We start from the raw sequence: 14,790 nt of genomic DNA, 5'->3' as shown, positions 1-14,790 counted from the left end.
ACCGGCTCCGGCTTCGGCCTGGGCTCCGGCTCCGGCTTCGGCCTGGGCTCCGGCTCCGGCTTCGGCCTGGGCTCCGGCTCCGGCTTCGGCCTGGGCCCCGGCTCCGGCTCCGGCTTCGGCCTGGGCCCCGGCTCCGGCCCCGGCTCCGGCCCCGGCTCCGGCCCCGGCTCCGGCTTCGGCCCCGGACTTGGCCCCGGCCCCGACTCGCGCCCCGGGCCCGACTCCGGTCCCCGGGCCGGCTCCGGTTTCCGTGCCGGGTTCCGTCCCCGTGCCAGCTCTGGTTTCCGTGTCGGGTCCGGACTCTGTGCGGGTTCGGGTACCCGGGCCAGCCCCGGTCCCCGTGCGGGGTCCGGTCTCCGCGGCGGGTCCGGTTCCCGTGCAGGGTCGGGGCCACGCGGCGGGTCCGGTTTCCGTGCCGGCTCCCGTTTCCCTGCCGGATTCGGTTCCTGTGCCGGGTCCTGTTCCCGTGCGGGGTCCCGGTTCCGCGACCGGGCCCGTGGCTGCACCCGGCTCGGTTCCCATGGCGGGTCGGGCCCCCGTGCCCGGTTCCGTTCGGGCATCCGCATCCGCATCCGCATCCGTGTTCGGGCCTGCTGCCGGGACAGACACCGGCCTCCCGACCTCCCGGCCCTGGCCGGGGGCGGACTGCTGCCCCGTACCCCTCTCCGGGTCTGTCCCGGCCTGCGGTCCCGCTGAGGCGGGCCGCTGGACATCGAGTTCCTTCAGCGCGACGAACTGACTGGTGCGCTCGGAGTCCGTCTCCACATCCCGAGCCCAGGAGGGAACCCTCCGCCCGCCGTTGGCCGCCGAGTCCTGCCCGCCCGAGCCGGGGCGGTCCGCTTGATCGCCCCTGAAGCCGTCCGGGGCCCCGCCCGGAGCTGCGCCGTCGGCCCCGGCCCTGTCCTGGGCCGTGCTCCCCGACCCAGCCGTGCCTTCGACCTTTGTCCTGGTCCCGGACCCGTCTTCGATACTCGCCCCAGCCTGGAACGTGGGGCCGCGTTCGGCCGTGGCCCTGGGACCAGCCGCGCCTTCGACGTCTGCCCGTGTCCCGGACGAGCTTTCGGTGTCCGCCCCGGCCGCGCTTTGGGGCCCAGCCGCGTCGCCCCCTGCCTCGGTCCCGGAGCCGTGCTCGGTACCGGCGCCGGTCTGGACCTCGGGGCCGCCTTCGGCCGTGGCCCTGGCACCAGCCGTGCCTTCGACGTCTGCCCCGGTCCCGGCGCGGAGCTTGGGGCCGCCCTCGGCCGCTGCCACGGACTCAGCCGCGCCGTCAACCTGGGCCTCGGTCCCGGACGCGTCTTCGGTCCCAGCCCTGGTCCGGAACTCGGGGGTGCCTTCGGCCTCGGCCGGGGGCTCGGCTCCACTTTCGGGTCCGGCATCAGCCCCGACCACGGCTTCGGCCGTGGCCCTCGCCTCGTAGGCGGGTTCCGCCTTCTCCTGGAGCTCGGCGGTGCCTCCGGCTTCGCCCTTTCCTTCGGCCGCGGGCTCCGTGCCGGATCGGGTCCGGCCGATTCCTGCCGCGGGCTCGGGTTCGTCCGAGGGGTCTGCCTGGGGCGGGGCTGCGGGCAGCCCCGGGGAACCGGTCCCGCGCTCGCTCGCCGGGGCGGTGGGGGGTTCCTCCGGCTTCCTGTCGTCCCCCGGGGAACCGTCCGCCGCCGTCACCGCATTCATCCCAGCCCCGCCTTGCCGCTCGCCCCCGGTCCCCGCCGCCCCACCGCCCACGCGGTGCCCGGCGGCGAGCCGGTCCTTGCCGATACCGTGCGGCGAGGACCCGACGGGCCCTCGCCGCATGCCTAGATGTCGGCGGTGCCGCGCTCGTTCCCCCTGTCCGATCCTGTGACAGTTCGGTCATATTCGATGCCGCGAGGTTCCCGCGGCTCAGCGCGTGGTGTGGCCGAGGACGACGTGGGCCGCGACCATCCGGTCGGCGTCCGTGTCGATGAAGGACACGACCACCGGGCTGCTGCCCGTGGGCCCGCCGGCGGTCGCGCGCATCCGGTAGCGCTCGACGCGGACGGCCTCGCGCGCGAGCGGTGTGCCGCCGGTGAACAGGGACAGCGGCTTGGTGTCGTTCGCGATGCGCAGATCGGCCGGGCGCCAGACGCCCGACGCGGCGTCGAAGCGCTCCAGCAGGAAGCCCGGGCCGCCGGCCGGCTCGTCCCCCGGTTCGCCGACGAGGAACTCCATCTGGAAGGCGACCAGGACGTGCCGGTACTCGGCGGAGTTCCCGTTCCGCAGGGTGACGGTGAACTCCTGCGCGGCACCGCCGCGCGCGAGGGCGAGCGCGCCGCCCCGGGTGTCGACGGACACCGTCAGCCGGGTCGGCGGCGCCGGGGGCGATGCCGGCGTACGGGACGGCGGGGCCGACGCGGTGGCCGCCGACGTTGACGCGGCAGCCGAAGAGGAGGCGGAGGCCGAGACCGAGGCCGAGGCCGAGACCGAGGGCGAGACAGAGGGGGAGGGGGAAGCGGAACCGGTAGCCGACGCCGACATGGAGGCGGCGGCCGAAGCCGGCACCTTGCCGTCCCCGTCCGCGCACCCGACGGCGCCGGTCAGGAGAACGGCGGCCACGGCCGTGGCGGACAGGGCCCTGCGGGCTCCACCGGATATGGGCATGCGATCGGTCTCCCGGGTCGGTTTCGGCAGGCAGGAACCTAGCAAGCGGACCCCGCACCCACGAGGCCGAGCGGGCCTCGGACGGGCGACGTTTCGGTCACGGTCGAGCCGCCCCGCCCCGCCCTGACCTTGGCTCCGGACCCGCACCCGCACCCCGTACCTCAGACGGCCAGGGTCGCCTCCTGCACCGTGACCGCATGCCCGGCGAGCAGTACGCGGTCCCCGCGCAGCGCGGAACCGCACCGACCCGCCGGTCGGCAGCCCCTCGCGGCGCAGGCCATGCCACATGGGCCACCGCGCACACGCACAGTGCGGCTTCGACGAGCGGAGTGAACCAGCGGATCTCCCAGTCGGCCCAGTCCCCCTCCGCGAGCGGCAGCGCGAAGGCCGGCTCCGGATGGTTCGGCTCGGCGGCGATCCGCCGCAGCCAGGAGGCCTGGGGCCAGGGGCCGCCCGGGAGCAGACACGGCGCCAGCCCCCGCCGGTCCCCTCAGGTGAGCGGCTTCTCGAAGCTGAACGCGGTCACGGCCATCCGCTCGCGGAAGTAGAAGCGGTGCGCGTCGGTCCGCTGGGTGCCGGAGTCGAGGGTGAGCGCGGCACACCCGGCGGCCCGGGCGTGCTCCTCCAAGTGCGCGAGCAGCGCATGGCCCACCCCGCCCGAGCGGGCGGCGGAGGTGGTGACCAGGTCGTCGACGTAGAGCTTGCGGACCAGTTGGGTGTTGGCGACGACGCGCCAGCCGGCCGCGCCCGCGCACCGGCCGTCCTCGTCGTACGCCGCGGTGAAGCGCAGCCCCTGGCCCTTCGCCTCCGCGAGGATGTCGAGGAACAGCTCGTCGGTGAGGTGGGGGCGCAGTTCGCGCAGTACGGGGAGCATGTCCTCGATCAGGCGCGGGTCTTCGGGCTCAAGGTCAATGATCTTCATGGGGGCAGACTAATCCGGGACGTCCGCATGCCGGACACGGTCCACCGTTGTCAGACCCCCCGCCTACTCTTGATCACGTGAGCCCGACCCCTGACACCGGCACCCACCCGGTCCCCGAGCGTCCCCTCTCCGAGATCAACGCCGACATCCGCCGTCTCTTCGCCCGCGCAGAAGGCCGCCTGTCCGACGCGGAGCGCGTCCGGCACGCGTATCTGCTGGAGGAGTGGGCCGCGGCGATACGCGCCTCGGTCGTACCGGCCGCGTAATCCCCGGCCGCCCCCGCCCCGGCCGCCCCCGCCCCGGCCGGGGCCGTCGCCGCCTTCGCGAGGAGACCGGGGCCGCGTACACCGTGCTCGACTTGGTCAACGGGCGAGGTGATCACCGATGCGGCGCTGGGCTACCGCGCGATCGCCCTGTGAGGCGGCGGCCCGCGCGGCGTCGGCCGCTGTTCGGGTGAAGCCGCAGAACCTGGCGTGATCGGCGACGTTGATCAAGGTGCTCACCACCCTGCACTCGTGCAACAGAAGGACCAACGATGATTAAGAAGATGATGGCCACCGCCGCCGCCACCGCATCCATCCTCGGCGCGGGCGCCGCCGTGGCCGCCCCGGCCATGGCCATCGGCAACGACAACGGGATCAACACCGTCAACGGCAACGGTTCCTCGCAGATCTACGGCAACCAGAAGACGCACGGTGACCTGAGCCCGCAGCTCGGGGTGGTCCAGGGCACCCTGAACAAGCCCTGCATCGGCCTGCCCGCCAAGCTCAACGCGCAGTCGATCCTTGCCGTGGTCAACGTCGGTGTCCAGGACATCCCGGTCCTGTCCAACCCGCAGAACCAGCAGTGCACCGAGAACTCCACCCAGGCCAAGGGCGACGAGCCGCTCTCGCACATCCTGGACAACATCCCGGTCCTCTCCGGCAACATCTCGGCCGGCAGCTGACGCAGTCCCCTCTGCGAGCCGGGGCCTCCGATGCCCGCGCGAGTGCCCACGGGGCCCCGGCTTGTTCCACCACATCAGCAGGCGCGCGGCGGCCCCGAGGCCGTCGAGGCGGGCACCCGTGCGGTACGCACGACAAGGCGCGGACCACGTACGGCCACGGCCGAACATCCACGACCACGCACGACACGGAGCCTCCGCCCGAAGACCGGGACGGAGGCTCCGTGCTACGACGCCGGACCGGCGGCCAAACGCCCGACGCGGTCCAGGAAGTCCGTCGGGTGGAACGGCTTGGCGAGGCAGTCGTCCACGCCGGCCTCCAGCGCGCGGGCCGTGCACTCCGGGTCGGCCGGCGGCAGCGCCAGGATCGGCACGCGGCCGTGATCGGGGTGGCGGCGGATCTCCTCGAACAGCGCGACCTCGTCCAGACCCGGTCCGGTGCGCTCGCAGACCACCAGGGCGACCGGGCCCTCATTGGCCAGCAGGGAGAGGGTGTCCACCCCGCTCCCGCCGTCGATCACGGCATATCCCCGGGCCAGGAGGAGGCGCTGGAGCAGGCTCCGGAGCGTGCTGTCCTTCGCCACGAGGAGGATCCTGCTCGGGGGCTCGCCGCTCATCGTGTTCCTCTTCGTCCGCTGGTGGTGCTCCCGCAGAGCGTACGAGAGATCCGGTAGCTTCGGGACATGACCCCTGAGCCGCAGAGCTTCGAGATCCTGCTGGTACCCGAGCACATCGAGAACCTGCGCGGTAACTCCGCCGCCGACCGGGCCCTGCGCGTGGCCGTGGTCGAGGCGACCGGTGAGACCGGCTCCTCCGGCTATCCCCACTACCGGGGGCAGGGCGTGGAGGCCGACATCGACCCGCGCACGCGCTCCATCGAGGCGCTGCTCGTCGACGGCGCGGAACTGGACCTCGGACTCAGAGCCATGATCGCCCCCGAACACGGGAAGGGCTCCGGCCGTCCCGCCCCGTAGTGCGATGCGTTGACCCCACGGCCGTCGCGCGATCAGGATCCCCGCATGACGATCCCCGGACTTCCGGCCGACGACCGTGAGTTGAGCCCCTTCACCGGCTACACCCGCGCCCACTGGGAGGCCGCCGCCGACGGGCTGCTGCGCGCCGCCTGGCGGTGGGCCGGTCCGAGCGGGGCCCTGCTCGACCTGCCGGGACGGCCCTCCGTCTCCGGGGTCCGCTCCGACGGGCTCGAGGGGTACGCCCGTACCTTCCTCGCCGCCGCCTTCCGCGTCGCGGGCGCCGACGGCAAGGACCCGCACGGCTGGCTCGACCGGTACGCGCAGGGGCTGGCGGCGGGCACCCGCACGCCCGGCCGCGACGACGCCGAGTCCTGGCCGGTCGTGCTCGACTGCCACGTCCAGGGGCAGCCGATGGTCGAGGCCGCGTCGATCGCGCTGGGCCTGCGGCTGACGAGGTCCTGGCTGTGGGACCGGCTCGACAGCGGGGTGCAGGACCGGGCCGAGCGGTGGCTGCGCGGAGCGCTGCGCCACCTGCCCTCGCCCAACAACTGGTACCTCTTTCCGCTCACCGTGGCCGGGTTCCTCGACGCGGTGGGGCGCGGGGACGCGGAGACCGCCCGGGCCCGCCGACGCGGACTCGATCTGCTGGAGGGCTGGTACCGGGGCCAGGGCTGGTACGCCGACGGCGACGGACGGGCCTTTGACCACTACAACGGCTGGGCCCTGCACCTGTATCCCGTTCTCGACGCCCACCTCGCCGACGGCCCGGCCGCCACGGGCCCGTACGGCGATCGGCTGCGCGAGCACCTCGACAGCCTCTCCCTCCTCTTCGGGGCCGACGGCGCCCCCGTCCACTTCGGACGCTCCCTCACCTACCGCTTCGCCGCGGCCTCCGCCGTCGGCCTCGGCGCGGTCACCGGGCACACACCGCTCACCCCGGGCACCTCGCGCCGGCTGCTCAGCGGGGCGCTGCGCTACTTCCTCGACCGGGGTGCCGTCGACGCCGAGGGGCTGCTCACCCTCGGCTGGCACGGCCCGCACGAGGCGACGCTCCAGCCCTACTCCGGGCCCGCCTCGCCGTACTGGGCGTCGAAGGCCTTCGTCTGCCTGCTCGAGCCGGCCGGCCACCCGCTGTGGACCGCGCCCGAGGAGCCCGCGCCGAGCGAGGGCCCCGACCGGGTGCTCGCCCTGGGCGGGCCCGGCCTCCTCGTGCAGAGCACCCGCGCGGACGGGATCGTACGGCTGCACAACCACGGCAGCGACCACGTCGGCCCGGCCCAGGGGGAGTCGGCCGCCGAAGAGGACCCGCTGTACGCGCGGCAGGCCTACTCCACCCGGACCGGCCCGACCGCGTACTCCAACGCCCCCGACAACCACCTCGGCGTGGAGGTGGCCGGGGCGCGCAGCGCGCGCCGCCGCATCCACCCGCTGGGCGCCGGGCAGGGCGACGGCTGGGGCTGGGCCGCCTCCTGGCACCTGCCGGTCTTCGGCGCCGGTCCCGCCACCGTGCCCGGACTGCGCGTGGAGAGCGTCACCGTGGCCAGGGGCCCGTACGAGCTGCGCGTCCACCGGGTGCTGGGCGCACCGCCCGGCGCCCGTGTCCACCAGACGGGCTGGGCGACCGGCCCCGCCGAACCCCTGCGGTCCGAGCTGCACCCGCTGTACGGCTGGGCCGGGGCGGACGAGGTACGAGCCCCCGCGGGCACGGCCTGCACCGCCTCGGCCCGCCTGCCGAGGCTCTCCGCCGACGCGGCAGGAACCTCGCTCTACGCCTGCCTCGCCAGGCTCGCGGACGATGTGCGGACGGCACCGGTACCGCCCCTGGCCGACGCGGTCGCCGAGGTGCGCGCGGTGGACGCCGACGGCGTCGAGGTGCGGTGGGCGGACGACGGATCTCTCACCCGGGTCCGCTTCGCACCGCTCACCGTGGACCACGTCCGCGCGGGGCGGTAGGACACGCCCGGATGCGGCACCGCCCGACCGGGCGGACCCTGGATCCATGCCGCACCAGGAGCCTCCGCCGGCTTGGGGACAGGGCGGGCCGCAGCAGCCCCGAGGGGCCTGGGGGCCGCCGCAGCCGCCCGCACCGCCCCGGCGCGACACGGGGAAGATCATCGGCTGCTCGTGCCTGGGGGCGCTGGCCCTGGTGGTGCTCCTCCTCGTGGCCGGCCTGCTGATCGGCGGTGACGGGGCGGACGAGCCGGAGCGGATCACCCCTTCGCGTTCCGCGAGGGAGGCGACGCAGGAGGCCGGCCCGGAAGGCGATGTGACGATCACCGGCTGCGAGGTCAACTCCGTGACGAAGTGGGCCGGTGCGGAGCTGCTGATCGACAACCGCTCCGGCAAGAGCAGCGACTACCACGTCGAGGTCGAGTTCGTGAACGCGGCCGGCAAGCGGCTCGGCGAGGCCTACGCCTCGACCCTGAGGCTGGCACCGGGACAGCGTGCCGAGGTCACCGCCCAGGGACTGGACCAGATCTCGGAGACGATCACCTGCCGGATCGTCAAGGTCCTCCGGTTCGCGTCCTGAACCCGAAGGAGACGGCGGCCTCCCCCGGGCGGGGGAGGCGGCCGGTACGTGCGGAGGACGTACGGCGGAGGGCTCCGCACCAGAATGGAGCCATGAACCGATCAGCCAGGACACAGCGGGCCGCCGCCCTCACCGCCTGCGCCGGCGCGCTCGCCTACACGGTCAGCAAGGTCGGCCTCGCACGGGACGGCGAGCTGGGCATGCCGGGCTTCCCCGCCCCGCCCGAGGCCTACGCGTCGGTCGCGGACGTCACCGCCGCCCAGCTGGGCAACGCCGGCCTCGGCCTGCTGATGGCGCTGGTCGCCCTGCTGCTCGTGCGGCCGCCCGCCGCCCGCTGGGTCCGGCGGGGCGCGGTCGTCGTGTCCTGGCTCGGCATCCTGATGGTCGGGGCCGGGGTCATCGGTTTCGGCGCGCGGGCGGCGGGCCTGGCGCCCAGTCTGGGCGACGTGCCGCCCGCGATGGGAACGGCCCTCGCGGCGCTGGCGGTCGGCGCCCTGTGGGTGGCGGCCTGGTCCGTGGCGGCGGTGGGCGCCGTGCGGCAGGCGGCCGGGTAGACGGGTCCGGCCCGGCCCCCGCGGCAGACGGGGGCCGGGCCGGACTTCAGCCGTTGGGGCGGGTGGGGGTCAGCTCACCTGGACGGTGACGTCGTCCACGACGAAGGAGGTCTGCAGGGACTGGTCCTCCACGCCGTTGAACTTCAGGGTGACCGTCTGACCGGCGAACTGCGCCAGGTTGTACGTCTTCTGGACGTAGTTGGAGGTCGGGTTCAGGTTGGAGAGGGTCTCCAGGGTCTGACCGCCCACCGACACGGTGAACTTGTCGTACACCACGCTCTCGGTCTCCTCCGTGTCGATGTGCAGGAAGAACGAGAGCTGGTACGAGGAGCAGCCCGCCGGGATGGCGAGGGACTGCGAGGCGCTGTCCGTGTGGCTGGACCCGTAGCCGTTCAGCCATGCGAAGTAGCTGCCGGAGTGCGAGACCTGGCCGGACTGGTTGGTGATCACGCCCGAGGTGGCGGTCCACGGGCCGGCGCCGCTCTCGAAGCCGCCGTTGACCACGAGCTGGCGCGGGGTGCAGCCGCCGCTCCCGGTCACGGTCAGCGTGTAGGTGGTGGTGTGGCTGACGGTGCCGGAGCCGGTGACCGTCAGGGTGTAGGTGCCCGGCGCGGTGCTCGCGCCGACCTGGACGGACAGCGTCGAGGAGCTGCCCGACTGCACGGACGTCGGGCTGAGCGTGGCGCTCACCCCGGCCGGCGCGCCGGAGACGGACAGGGCGACCGTCTGCGCGGCGCCGCTCAGTGTGGAGGTGTTCACGGTGGCGGAGGTGGAGCCGCCGGGGGCCGCGCTGCCCGCGGACGGGCTGACACCGATGGAGAAGTCCTGCGCGGGCGTCTCCCCGCCGACGGCCTGCTTCCAGACGGCGTAGGCGACACCGTCGGCGCTGCGGTCCAGGACCGTGGCGCTGATGTTGTTCGTGGTGTCGCAGGAGGCGTGGTAGCAGGGGTCGTAGGCGGCGTTCGCCGTGCCGCCCCACTTGGCCGCCTGCGCCGAGGTCTTGCGGGCGCTGGCGCCGGCCGCGTAGCCGGAGGTGGGGATGCCGCCCTGCTGGAAGGAGTAGTCGTCGCTGCGGCCCTGGCCCTCGGTGTTCTCCTCGGGAGCGAGGTTCAGGGAGGTCCAGTACGCCTTGAGCGGCGCGGCGGTGGCGGAGTTGATGTTGTTGATGAAGTAGCCGCCGTTGGTGGAGCCGACCATGTCGAAGTTGTAGTAGCCCTTGATGGCCGCCTTCTGGGTGCTGCTGAGCTGGTTCACGTAGAACTCGGAGCCGTTGAGGCCCTGCTCCTCGTCCGTCCACCAGGCGAAGCGCACGTGCTTGGTCATCGTCGGGTTCTTCTGGGCGAGGACGAGCGCGTTCTCCAGCAGGGTCGCGGAGCCCGAGCCGTTGTCGTTGATGCCGGGTCCGGCCGAGACGCTGTCGAGGTGGGCGCCGAACATGACGACCTGGTCGGCGGGGCCGCCCGGCCAGTCGGCGATCAGGTTGTTCGACGGGTAGGTGCAGGAGGAGCAGTTCTGCTCGGTGACCGTGTAGCCGGCGGCCTGGAGCTTGCCCTTGATGTAGGCCACCGACTGGGTGTAACCGGCGCTGCCCGCCCGGCGGTTGCCGCCGTTCTGCGAGGCGATCGTGTTCAGCTGCGTCAGGTGCGCCTGCACGTTGGCCACGTCGATGTTCGGCGGGTCGTTGCCGGGCTGGGTGCCCCCGACGTTGAGCGCGAAGTCGACGGTGTGCGAGAGGGTGCTGCCCTGGCCCTTGACGACGACGGTGGCGGCGCCGGGCGTCGCGTTGGCGGTGGCGGTCAGCGTCAGCGTCGAGGACTGGCCGGACTGCACGGTGGCCGGGTTGAAGGAGGCGCTCACCCCGGCCGGCAGGCCGGTCGCCGTCAGCGTCACCGACTGGGCGGTGCCGGTCGTCACGGTGGTGCCGACGGTGGTGGTGACCGTGCCGCCCTGCTGGACGGTGCCCGACGTGGGGTTCAGCGCCATCGAGAAGTCGTTGTTCTGACCGCTCGGCGTACAGGTCGGGTCGGCGGACTGGGCGGGCACGCTGATCGCGTCCCAGGCGGCCTTGGTCTTGTTGAAGAGGTCACAGGTGGTGTCGAGCGACTTGGCCGAACTGAGCGTCGCCGTCCGGTACTTCTTGTACGACATGCTGCTGGTCTTCAGCAGCATCCCCCCGTAGAAGATCTTCCCGGCGTTCTGGACGCCCACGCCGGTCACCGTGGACTGGTTGCAGGTGGGGCTGTTCGGCTTGCCGCCGCCCGGGTTGCTGCCCTCGGCGAGCAGGTAGAACCAGTGGTTCAGCGGGCCCGCCGCCGCGTGCACCTCGGTGCCGGGTATCGCCGAGCTGTAGCAGTTCGGGTCGTTGTCGATCGCCGACGGGTTGTACATGTTGCGGATCGGACCCTGGCCCTGGAGGTTGATGACCTCGCCGACGGTGTAGTCCGGAGTGTCGTACGGGGAGGGCTCGTTGGCGAACGCCTCGGTCAGCGCTCCGAAGATGTCGCCGGTGCCCTCGCCGAGCCCGGCCTCCTGGCCGCTGGTGCCGCCGGGGGTGTTGGAGTCGATGGCGTGCCCGTACTCGTGGGCCACCACGTCCATGCCGGCGATCCACTCGTTGGCGCTGTTGCGCCCGATGGTGACCGAGCTGCCGTCCCAGTAGGCGTTGAGGTCGTTCAGCCCGACCTTGGCGGGGAAGCTGCGGCCGCTTCCGTTGACGCCGTTGCGGCCCAGCCACTGGCTCAGCATGTCCCACTGCTTCTGCGCGGCGAACATCAGGTCGACGCAGCCGGTCTCCTTGCTCGTGGGGTTGCCGGTGCCCCAGGAGTCGGAGGACTTCGTGAAGACCGTGCCGCCGCTGTAGTCCGCGCAGCTCAGGCCCGTCCGGTTCGGGTCGCGCAGGGAGTACGAGCCCCCCGAGTTGGTGGTGTCGATGGTGAGCGGGTTCGGGCCGTTCCACTTGCTGTTGCCGGTGCCCGCGACCACGTCGTCGTAGCTGTCGACGAAGGAGCCCGTCCGCGCGTCCACGAAGACGTGCAGTTTGCTGGGAGCGGTCTTGGTGCGGCCGATCAGGACGGTCTCCCAGGCCAGTACCGGCTTGTCGTCCTTCAGCCGGACGACGAGCCGGCTGCTGTCGACCTTGTCGACGGCGGCCAGCTTCGAACGGGACGTGGACTCGGCGTCCTTGGCGCTGACCGTCGCACGGGTCGACACGTCGATCCGTACCGAGGAGGCCGACTGCAGGGCGCGCACCTTGCCCGCGCCGTCCGCGAGCACCACCGCGTCGCCGCCGACGACCGGCAGGCCGCGGTAGCTGCGCTCGTACGCGACGGAGAACAGGTCCTTGACCCAGGGGGTGACCAGCCGGCGTTCGTACTGCTCCTGCGAGGAGTTGACCAGGGTGTCGAGACCGCTGCCGACGGCCTGGTCGGCGGCCGCGACCGCGCGCGCGGCGGGGGTGTCCTTCTGGGAGGGTGCGGGCTGCGCGTGCTGCGCCGCCGACGCCGTCCCGGCCAGCGTGCCGGCGAGGCCCGCGGTCAGCACCATCGCTGCCAGGGCCGCCGTCCATCTGGTGGGCTGCAACGTCCACTCCGATCGTGGGGGGTTGGTTGGATGAGTGTTCGCTCGCGGCCGAGTATGAGCGTGTACATGACGTGTTTGGGTCATCCCGTCTGACATAAGGCCCGCGTTATGGTGCGCCGGCGGCCCGCTGCGTACGCTGCCCGGATGCAGCTGGAGTTGAGGCATCTGCAAGCCGTCTGCCGGATCGCGGAGGCGGGAAGCCTGGGGGGCGCAGCGCGACGGCTGGGGGTGTCCCAGCCGGCACTCTCGGCGCAGCTGCGCCGGATCGAACGGGTCACGGGCGGGGAGCTGTTCGTACGGGGGCGCAGCGGGGTGGAACCCACCGCGCTCGGTCACTTCGTGCTGGCCAAGGCCCGCCGGGTGCTGAGCGAGATGGACGCGCTGGGCGCGGAGGCGCGGGCGATCAGCACCGGAACCCCGCTGCGGCTCGGCTGCATCCTGCTCGTACTGATCGACGGACTCCTCGCCCAGACCGACCTGTTCATGTCCGGCCAGGAGATCAGTGTCGACCTGGAGGACTCGGTGACAGCGCTGGCCCGGATGCTGGGCACGGGACAGTACGACGCCATCGTCTACGGCGAGGTCAACGAGCACGAGGTGCCGCTCCCCGCAGGGGTCCTCGCGCGCACGCTCGTCCCCAAGGAGCCGTTCTGCATCCGCCTGTCGGCGCAGCACCCCCTGGCCGCGCAGGAGCGCATCGAGCTCGCCGACCTCGCCGGGGAATCGTGGATGACCCTGGTCGAGGACGACGACGGCGGTCCCGAAGCCCTCGTCGCCGCATGCGGGCAGGCGGGGTTCACCCCGTCACTGCGCTACCGGATCACCGACCGCATGATGCACTACGACCTGATCGCGGCCGGCCGCGCGATCTCGCTGAGCCAGCCCACGGCACCGCAGGTCGCGGGCACGGTGATGCGCCCGCTCGTCGGCAATCCGATCACCGGGCGCATCCGCCTCGCGTGGAACCGCGCGGCCGTCTCGGCGGGGCAGGCGGAACTCCTCTACCGGGCAGCGGCCCGCGCCTACCTGGCCAACGTGGACAACAACCGCTTCCACAAGGACTGGTGGGACGCCCACCCCGAGCTGCAGATCAGCCTCGGCGGTGAGCCGTCAGCAGCAGGTACTCCCACTCCATGACCCCGTCCGCGGTGTGCTCGGCCGCGAGGGCGTCCAGCTCGCCGTCCAGGGCGGCGACCCGCTCGGGCTCGTCGGCGATCGACCGGTAGACGGCGATGGTCGGCCCGTACAGGGCCTTGAAGAACTCCCGGAACTCCGAAGGCTTCTTGAACCGGTCCACCCGGACCGTCTGGCGGCGGGCGTCCACATCGGTCACCGCGTCGCCCAACAGGTCGTGGACGTGTTCCGGGTCCCCCCAGAGCGGCGGCGGCTGCGCACCGGGCGGCGGCGGGGGAGCGTAGGGCTTCATCGTGGCGAACATCCGGCCGATGAAGCCCTGCGGGGTCCAGTTGATCAGCCCGATGGTGCCGCCGGCGCGGCAGACCCGCACCAGCTCGTCCGCGGCGGCTTGGTGGTGGGGCGCGAACATCACGCCCAGGCAGGACATCACGGTGTCGAACTCGCCGTCCGCGAAGGGCAGCGCCTCGGCGTCCGCCTCCCGCCACTCCAGCCGGGCGCCGCGGACGGCGGCCAGGTGCCGGCCGACCTCCATCAGCTCGGGGGTGAGGTCGGAGGCCACGACGTCGGCGCCGGCCAGGGCGGCCGGAAGGGCCGCGTTGCCGGAGCCCGCCGCGACGTCGAGGACCCGGTCGCCCGGGCCCACGCCGCACTCCCGGACGAGGACCGCTCCCAGGTCCGGAAGCAGGTGGGAGGCCACGGACGGGTAGTCGCCCAGGGCCCACATCGCGCGGTGCTTGGCCTTCAGGGCGCGGTCGGCCTGGGCCGCGTCGCCGGACTCGGTCATGTCAGCCGCCCTCCAGGAGTCGGTCAGCCCCTCTTTCGAGCATAGGTACGTTCCGGGGTGGCGGCCCGTCGGCGGCCGGAGGGGCCCCGCGGCCCGGGGGAGCGGGGCCTACGGAAGCGGGGCCTGGACAAGCGGGCCATGCGGGAGCGGGATCTCGAAGTGCACCGTCCCGTAGCCGCCGTGCTCACCCGTCGTACGGGCGTCGCACACCTCGGTGGCCAGGCTCCGCCAGAACCCCTCCGCACCCGGAATGTCGACATTGGTGTGCAGGTAGACGCGCTCGTAGCCCGGCACCCCGGCCGCGAACGCGCAGGCCGTGCGCACCATGGCGCGGGCCAGCCCGTGCCGCCGGTGCGTGGGGCGCACGTACACGCGCAGGAGCTGGGCGGTGCTGCCCGAGGGGTAGCGCTCGGCCAGCCACCGCGGATGCGGCGGGTGGGCCGGCCCGCGCGAGTGGACGGCGCAGGTGCCCACGACCTCGCCGTCCCGGACGGCCACGACGAGGGTGTGGCGCGGGTCGTCGAGGTAGGTGCCGTGGATGTCGACGACGTCGGCATGCCAGTCGGGCACGTACCCGTAGTCGAACTCCCGGTAGAAGGTGTCGAGCATGACGCTGCGCGCGCCCCGCACGTCCTCCGGTCTCGCGTGCCGCACCCGGTAGGCCCCCAGGTCGCGAAGCTCCGGTTCCTGACGTTCTCTCAGCTTCTCCATGATCCCACCGTAGCGGAAAAGCGCGGTATTGGAAATGAAAACG

15 protein-coding genes are annotated in these 14,790 nt (G+C 73.1%); 7 read left to right on the top strand and 8 right to left on the bottom strand.

The window, feature by feature from the left end; translation table 11 throughout:
- Positions 1-1,875: 1,875 nt before the first annotated feature.
- The 3 genes from AB0O21_RS05375 to AB0O21_RS05365 all read right to left on the bottom strand — a co-directional run bounded on the left by AB0O21_RS05375 (position 1,876) and on the right by AB0O21_RS05365 (position 3,535).
- Positions 1,876-2,613, bottom strand: coding sequence for a hypothetical protein (locus AB0O21_RS05375; RefSeq protein WP_365166478.1), 738 nt, complete (start codon positions 2,611-2,613; stop codon positions 1,876-1,878).
- A gap of 97 nt (positions 2,614-2,710) precedes the next feature.
- Entirely contained in the window at positions 2,711-3,040 is a 330-nt protein-coding gene (locus tag AB0O21_RS05370) for a PhzF family phenazine biosynthesis protein (RefSeq protein ID WP_365167118.1), read from the bottom strand.
- Positions 3,041-3,103: 63 nt separating this feature from the next.
- Complete coding sequence (locus AB0O21_RS05365) at positions 3,104-3,535, bottom strand: GNAT family N-acetyltransferase (protein WP_365166476.1); 432 nt, start codon at positions 3,533-3,535, stop codon at positions 3,104-3,106.
- A gap of 77 nt (positions 3,536-3,612) precedes the next feature.
- Here AB0O21_RS05365 and AB0O21_RS05360 point away from each other — a divergent pair, with 77 nt between their 5' ends.
- Entirely contained in the window at positions 3,613-3,801 is a 189-nt protein-coding gene (locus AB0O21_RS05360) for a hypothetical protein (RefSeq protein WP_365166474.1), read from the top strand.
- Positions 3,802-3,897: 96 nt separating this feature from the next.
- On the opposite strand, the gene AB0O21_RS05355 is transcribed toward AB0O21_RS05360, so the two are convergent.
- The gene (locus AB0O21_RS05355; RefSeq protein WP_365166472.1) at positions 3,898-4,029 is read right to left on the bottom strand and encodes a hypothetical protein; all 132 of its coding nucleotides are present in this window, start codon (positions 4,027-4,029) and stop codon (positions 3,898-3,900) included.
- A gap of 41 nt (positions 4,030-4,070) precedes the next feature.
- Here AB0O21_RS05355 and AB0O21_RS05350 point away from each other — a divergent pair, with 41 nt between their 5' ends.
- Positions 4,071-4,481: a rodlin gene (locus AB0O21_RS05350; RefSeq protein ID WP_365166470.1), complete on the top strand. Its 411-nt coding sequence runs from the start codon at positions 4,071-4,073 to the stop codon at positions 4,479-4,481.
- 224 nt (positions 4,482-4,705) lie between these two features.
- Here AB0O21_RS05350 and AB0O21_RS05345 read toward each other — a convergent pair whose 3' ends face one another.
- A complete protein-coding gene (locus AB0O21_RS05345) occupies positions 4,706-5,095 on the bottom strand; it encodes a response regulator (RefSeq protein ID WP_365166468.1) in 390 nt (129 codons plus the stop codon).
- 66 nt (positions 5,096-5,161) lie between these two features.
- Between AB0O21_RS05345 and AB0O21_RS05340 the strand changes: the two genes are divergently transcribed.
- From AB0O21_RS05340 to AB0O21_RS05325, 4 genes are all read left to right on the top strand, one after another.
- A complete protein-coding gene (locus AB0O21_RS05340) occupies positions 5,162-5,452 on the top strand; it encodes a hypothetical protein (protein WP_365166465.1) in 291 nt (96 codons plus the stop codon).
- Positions 5,453-5,497: 45 nt separating this feature from the next.
- On the top strand, positions 5,498-7,405 hold the full coding sequence (locus tag AB0O21_RS05335) for a DUF2264 domain-containing protein (RefSeq protein WP_365166463.1): 1,908 nt from the start codon (positions 5,498-5,500) through the stop codon (positions 7,403-7,405).
- Between the two features lie 46 nt (positions 7,406-7,451).
- Entirely contained in the window at positions 7,452-7,982 is a 531-nt protein-coding gene (locus tag AB0O21_RS05330; protein ID WP_365166460.1) for an FxLYD domain-containing protein, read from the top strand.
- 92 nt (positions 7,983-8,074) lie between these two features.
- Positions 8,075-8,536: a hypothetical protein gene (locus AB0O21_RS05325; protein WP_365166458.1), complete on the top strand. Its 462-nt coding sequence runs from the start codon at positions 8,075-8,077 to the stop codon at positions 8,534-8,536.
- 69 nt (positions 8,537-8,605) lie between these two features.
- Here the strand turns inward: AB0O21_RS05325 and AB0O21_RS05320 are convergent, their stop codons facing one another.
- Positions 8,606-12,079: a M28 family peptidase gene (locus tag AB0O21_RS05320; protein ID WP_365167115.1), complete on the bottom strand. Its 3,474-nt coding sequence runs from the start codon at positions 12,077-12,079 to the stop codon at positions 8,606-8,608.
- 180 nt (positions 12,080-12,259) lie between these two features.
- On the opposite strand from AB0O21_RS05320, the gene AB0O21_RS05315 reads away from it, so the two are divergent.
- Positions 12,260-13,252, top strand: a complete 993-nt coding sequence (locus AB0O21_RS05315) for a LysR family transcriptional regulator (protein ID WP_365166456.1) — start codon at positions 12,260-12,262, stop codon at positions 13,250-13,252.
- On the opposite strand, the gene AB0O21_RS05310 is transcribed toward AB0O21_RS05315, so the two are convergent.
- A complete protein-coding gene (locus tag AB0O21_RS05310; RefSeq protein WP_365166454.1) occupies positions 13,206-14,036 on the bottom strand; it encodes a class I SAM-dependent methyltransferase in 831 nt (276 codons plus the stop codon). The genes AB0O21_RS05315 and AB0O21_RS05310 overlap by 47 nt on opposite strands.
- Before the next feature lie 108 nt (positions 14,037-14,144).
- Positions 14,145-14,747 (bottom strand): GNAT family N-acetyltransferase, encoded by a 603-nt coding sequence (locus tag AB0O21_RS05305; RefSeq protein WP_365166452.1) that lies wholly within the window; start codon positions 14,745-14,747, stop codon positions 14,145-14,147.
- Between the last annotated feature and the right edge of the window lie 43 nt (positions 14,748-14,790).

Source organism: Streptomyces sp. NPDC091371, assembly GCF_040684275.1.
GTDB lineage: Bacteria > Actinomycetota > Actinomycetes > Streptomycetales > Streptomycetaceae > Streptomyces.
The sequence above is the reverse complement of the archived record's forward strand: the minus strand, read 5'-3'. Positions and strand labels throughout refer to the sequence as shown.

Bases quoted from the DNA above. Each gene is read 5' to 3' on its own strand.
- AB0O21_RS05325 (WP_365166458.1), top strand. From the start codon at position 8,075: ATGAACCGATCAGCCAGGACACAGCGGGCCGCCGCCCTCACCGCCTGC.
- AB0O21_RS05345 (WP_365166468.1), bottom strand. From the start codon at position 5,095: ATGAGCGGCGAGCCCCCGAGCAGGATCCTCCTCGTGGCGAAGGACAGC.
- AB0O21_RS05335 (WP_365166463.1), top strand. From the start codon at position 5,498: ATGACGATCCCCGGACTTCCGGCCGACGACCGTGAGTTGAGCCCCTTC.
- AB0O21_RS05375 (WP_365166478.1), bottom strand. From the start codon at position 2,613: ATGCCCATATCCGGTGGAGCCCGCAGGGCCCTGTCCGCCACGGCCGTG.
- AB0O21_RS05305 (WP_365166452.1), bottom strand. From the start codon at position 14,747: ATGGAGAAGCTGAGAGAACGTCAGGAACCGGAGCTTCGCGACCTGGGG.
- AB0O21_RS05365 (WP_365166476.1), bottom strand. From the start codon at position 3,535: ATGAAGATCATTGACCTTGAGCCCGAAGACCCGCGCCTGATCGAGGAC.
- AB0O21_RS05350 (WP_365166470.1), top strand. From the start codon at position 4,071: ATGATTAAGAAGATGATGGCCACCGCCGCCGCCACCGCATCCATCCTC.
- AB0O21_RS05320 (WP_365167115.1), bottom strand. From the start codon at position 12,079: ATGGTGCTGACCGCGGGCCTCGCCGGCACGCTGGCCGGGACGGCGTCG.
- AB0O21_RS05330 (WP_365166460.1), top strand. From the start codon at position 7,452: ATGCCGCACCAGGAGCCTCCGCCGGCTTGGGGACAGGGCGGGCCGCAG.
- AB0O21_RS05340 (WP_365166465.1), top strand. From the start codon at position 5,162: ATGACCCCTGAGCCGCAGAGCTTCGAGATCCTGCTGGTACCCGAGCAC.
- AB0O21_RS05315 (WP_365166456.1), top strand. From the start codon at position 12,260: ATGCAGCTGGAGTTGAGGCATCTGCAAGCCGTCTGCCGGATCGCGGAG.
- AB0O21_RS05310 (WP_365166454.1), bottom strand. From the start codon at position 14,036: ATGACCGAGTCCGGCGACGCGGCCCAGGCCGACCGCGCCCTGAAGGCC.